This window comes from Thermovirga sp., assembly GCA_012523215.1.
Classification (GTDB): Bacteria; Synergistota; Synergistia; order Synergistales; family Thermovirgaceae; genus 58-81.
In genome coordinates this window covers 1-3,531 of sequence record JAAYIZ010000240.1, presented here as the reverse complement: position 1 = coordinate 3,531, position 3,531 = coordinate 1, and the positions used below count along the sequence as shown (strand labels likewise).

Below are 3,531 nucleotides of genomic sequence, written 5' to 3'. Positions count from 1 at the left end.
GGCGGTGCCTTTTCCGGCAAGGACCCCACCAAGGTGGACCGTTCCGCGGCGTACATGAGCCGGTACGCCGCCAAGAACATTGTGGCGGCGGGGCTCGCCCGGGAGTGCAAGATCCAGGTCGCCTACGCCATAGGCGTTGCCAGGCCCGTCTCCCTCATGGTCGATACGGGCGGCACCGGGATGGTGTCCGATGGACTCCTCACGGAGCTGGTAAAGGAGCACTTCGACTTCCGGCCGGCGGCCATCATCAGGGACCTGGACCTGAGGAGGCCCCAGTACAGGCGCATCGCGGCCTACGGTCACATGGGGAGGATCGACCTCGACCCCATCCCGGCCTGGGAGAGGATCGACAGGGCCGAGATTCTGAAAAAAGCCGCCGAAAAGACCTGCTGAAGGCGGCCTCCTGCGATGGCATCCCCTTCGTATGGCGATGGAGTGTAGCGATTGGGAAAGGGCCACGGATCTATTGCTCCATTTCCTGTGGCCCCTTTCGTGCCCGATTTGCGGAAGGCTGGGTTCGCCCCTGTGCGAGAAGTGCCTTGCGGATCTCGTCGGCGGTGAGCCGGTAAAAGTCTCATGCTCCGAATGCCTGCGCACCTACCCCTGCCCGAGTCACCCCGCAGCCTTCCCAGTGAGAAGCTTCACTGCTTTCGGAGGACTCCCAAGGGAATTGGTGCACCGGCTCAAGTACGGTTCCCAGAAGAGCCTGGGAAAACCCATCGGAAGGTTCATCGGCCGGAGGTTCCACCCCGGCGGGAGGATCATGCTGGTGCCGGTGCCCCTCCACCGGGGAAGCGCAAGGGGCTTCAACCAGTCCCTCGAGATCGCCCGGGGAATATCCCGCGCCTGGAACTGCCCCGCCTTGGAAAAACTGGCCTGGAAGGCCAGGCGCCCCACCCAGGTGGGGCTTGCGCCGGGGCCCAGGAAAAAACTTCCCCGGGATTCGATCACCTGGAGGGGATCGATCGACAGGACTCTGCCAGTGATATTGGTCGACGATGTCTGTACCACCGGGGCGACGCTTCGGGTGGCCGCCGGCGCGGTCAGGCAGGCTGGGGGCAGGGTCGAGGGGGCCGTCGTCTGGGCCCTTGCCGGGGCTTCTTGAAAAGCGTGGCCGGGGCGAAGGGAACTTTTAAGGATGGGGGAAGTGATAATCCAGGACTTCTATGGAGTGTTCCACCGCAAGTCCCCGGATCATGGGTTCCTCTTCCGCCTTGAAGCGGCAGGCAAGACCGCAACTGGCGGAAATATTCTTGGGGACCGGTACGACCCTACAGGAGAAACCCATATTATGGCACATCTTGTCGAAGAGAATCGCCATTTGGGCGGTTTCGAATGTGGCGATGCAGTCCATCGCGCAGCCTCCGTTCTCTTTGCATTCGTACGAACGCGACTAGGTAATTATAACTGGACGTTCCGGGTTTGTAAGGATAGAATATTGACCTGATCGAGTGAATTTAAAGGAGGTTCTTAAATGTCTCGCTCGCGAAAGATCCTTTCGGTTGTGGCAATAAGTATCTTGGTACTGGTAGCAATTTCAGGCATCGCCTCCGCCCAGGAGAAGATCGGGGTTATCGACCCCCAGAAGGTGCTTTTTCAGCATCCAAAATTCGAGCAGGCCCAGAAGCAGATAAAGACCATCGTTGAGAAAAAGCAGGCCGAAGCGAAGGATGCCATCGACAAAACAAGCGACAATAATGAAAAGCAGAGGATCTTCGAGGCCAAGCGGCAGGAAGCTGCCAAGGAAGAGCAGAGGATCATGGAACCCCTCTTCAAAGATATAGACCTTGCTATCAGGACCGTTGCCAAGGCGAAGGGTGTAAGCATCGTCCTCGACAAGACCCAGGTGTTCTTCGGAGGCGCCGACATCACCGAGGATGTTATCCAGGAGATCAAGAAGAAGAACGCCTAAGGTCCTCATACTCGAAAAGCAAAGGTCCGGGCCCGGGAGCCCGGACCTTTATTTTTTAACTGTACCCAGGTAGGCGGCCTCCACGTCGGGGTTCTTCAGCAGATCGGAAGCGAGGCCTTCCATGATCATCCTTCCCGTCTGCATGACATAACCCCTGTGGGAAAGCAGCAACGCCTGGCGGGCGTTCTGCTCCACCAGCAGGATGGTAACGCCCTTGTCGTTTATCCTTTTCAGTTCCTGGAATATGTCCCTGATGATGATCGGCGCCAGCCCCAGGGATGGCTCGTCGAGCAGGAGCAGCCTGGGACTCGACATGAGCGCCCTCCCGATGGATAGCATCTGCTGCTCCCCGCCCGAAAGGGTTCCCGCGTGCTGGTCCCTTCTTTCCTTCAGCCTGGGGAAAAGTGTGAAGACCCAATCCAGGTCTTGGCCGATCTTGCTTCTATCCTTAATGGGGAAAGCCCCCATCATGAGGTTCTCGTGGACGGTCAGGGGGGCGAAGACCTTTCTCCCCTCGGGGGCTAGGGAGACGCCCTGCGACACGGCCTGGTAACTCAGCCTCGCCAGGGGCTCCCCTTCGAGCAGCAGGGTTCCCGATTCCCTTCTGACGTTGCCAATGATGGCGTTCATGAGGGTTGATTTGCCCGCCCCGTTGGCCCCGATGACGCAGACGATCTCGCCCTCATAGACGTCAAGGTCGATGCCCCTTATGGCGCGTATCGCCCCGTAACTCACGTGAAGGCCCCGGATGCTCAGGAGGGGTTCTTTTGTCAACATTCCTCGACCTCCTCTCCGAGATAGGCCTTCAGGATCTCGTGGTGGCTCTGTATGTATTCCGGGTCGCCCTCGGCGATCTTTTCTCCGAAGTTCATGCAGGCGATACGGGGGCAGATCTCCATTATGACTTCCATGTGGTGTTCTATCACGAGCGTCGTAAGGCTGAAATCCTCGTGGATGTCCTTGATGAGGCCGTTCAGATCCTGGACCTCCTCGGGGTTCATCCCCGCGGCGGGTTCGTCCAGCAGGAGCAGTTCGGGCTGCAGGGCCAGCGCCCTGGCTATCTCCAGCCGTCTCTGGTGGCCGTAGGGAAGGGTTCCCGCGGCCTGTTCGGCGACTTGAAGGAGTCCCACCCTTTCAAGGAGTTCAAGGCTCGTCTTTCTGATCCTTTTCTCGTTAACGGCCCACCGGCCCGTGTGGGTGACTGCTTCGAAGAAGTTATAGCCGAAGTGCTGCTGGCGGGCGGTCATGACATTTTCCAGGGCCGTGGAGCGCGGGAAAAGGCGGAGGTTCTGGAAGGTCCTCGCTACGCCCCTCGAGATGACCTCGTAGGTCTTCTTCGCCGATATCTCCTCGTCGTTGAATTTGATGCTCCCCGAATCGGGAGAATAAACGCCGGTGATGAGGTTGAACACCGTGGTCTTCCCGGCACCGTTGGGCCCGATCAGGCCGGCCAGCTCCCCCCGCTTCATTCGGAAGGTGAAATCCTTGACGGCGTGGACGCCGCCGAAGTGCTTGTTCAGGTTATCCAGGGAAAGGATGAGATCAGCCATGGGCGTTGTTCACCCCGTTCCCGGTTTTCCTTGAGAAAATAGACCGGATCAACTTTGGGCCTATCTCGT

The 3,531-nt window shown here is 58.9% G+C and carries 6 protein-coding genes; 3 read left to right on the top strand and 3 right to left on the bottom strand.

The features are described 5' to 3' along the window. Together GX108_06705 and GX108_06700 are read left to right on the top strand one after the other, a co-directional pair. Window positions 1-393 (top strand): methionine adenosyltransferase domain-containing protein (locus GX108_06705; protein ID NLO56724.1); only part of this gene is annotated, 393 nt, incomplete at its 5' end. Window positions 394-424: 31 nt separating this feature from the next. After that, the gene (locus GX108_06700) at window positions 425-1,105 is read left to right on the top strand and encodes a ComF family protein (GenBank protein NLO56723.1); all 681 of its coding nucleotides are present in this window, start codon (window positions 425-427) and stop codon (window positions 1,103-1,105) included. Window positions 1,106-1,132: 27 nt separating this feature from the next. Here GX108_06700 and GX108_06695 read toward each other — a convergent pair whose 3' ends face one another. Continuing rightward, the gene (locus GX108_06695) at window positions 1,133-1,354 is read right to left on the bottom strand and encodes a DUF3343 domain-containing protein (GenBank protein NLO56722.1); all 222 of its coding nucleotides are present in this window, start codon (window positions 1,352-1,354) and stop codon (window positions 1,133-1,135) included. Between the two features lie 120 nt (window positions 1,355-1,474). On the opposite strand from GX108_06695, the gene GX108_06690 reads away from it, so the two are divergent. Continuing rightward, window positions 1,475-1,912, top strand: a complete 438-nt coding sequence (locus tag GX108_06690; GenBank protein NLO56721.1) for an OmpH family outer membrane protein — start codon at window positions 1,475-1,477, stop codon at window positions 1,910-1,912. Window positions 1,913-1,960: 48 nt separating this feature from the next. On the opposite strand, the gene GX108_06685 is transcribed toward GX108_06690, so the two are convergent. Next, on the bottom strand, window positions 1,961-2,689 hold the full coding sequence (locus GX108_06685) for an ABC transporter ATP-binding protein (GenBank protein ID NLO56720.1): 729 nt from the start codon (window positions 2,687-2,689) through the stop codon (window positions 1,961-1,963). Further along, a complete protein-coding gene (locus GX108_06680) occupies window positions 2,683-3,462 on the bottom strand; it encodes an ABC transporter ATP-binding protein (GenBank protein NLO56719.1) in 780 nt (259 codons plus the stop codon). The genes GX108_06685 and GX108_06680 overlap by 7 nt, the downstream gene beginning before the upstream one ends. Between the last annotated feature and the right edge of the window lie 69 nt (window positions 3,463-3,531).

What these genes read in the sequence shown, in the direction of transcription:
- GX108_06700 (NLO56723.1), top strand. Translation starts at nt 425, where the DNA reads ATGGCGATGGAGTGTAGCGATTGGGAAAGGGCCACGGATCTATTGCTC.
- GX108_06695 (NLO56722.1), bottom strand. Translation starts at nt 1,354, where the DNA reads ATGGACTGCATCGCCACATTCGAAACCGCCCAAATGGCGATTCTCTTC.
- GX108_06690 (NLO56721.1), top strand. Translation starts at nt 1,475, where the DNA reads ATGTCTCGCTCGCGAAAGATCCTTTCGGTTGTGGCAATAAGTATCTTG.
- GX108_06685 (NLO56720.1), bottom strand. Translation starts at nt 2,689, where the DNA reads ATGTTGACAAAAGAACCCCTCCTGAGCATCCGGGGCCTTCACGTGAGT.
- GX108_06680 (NLO56719.1), bottom strand. Translation starts at nt 3,462, where the DNA reads ATGGCTGATCTCATCCTTTCCCTGGATAACCTGAACAAGCACTTCGGC.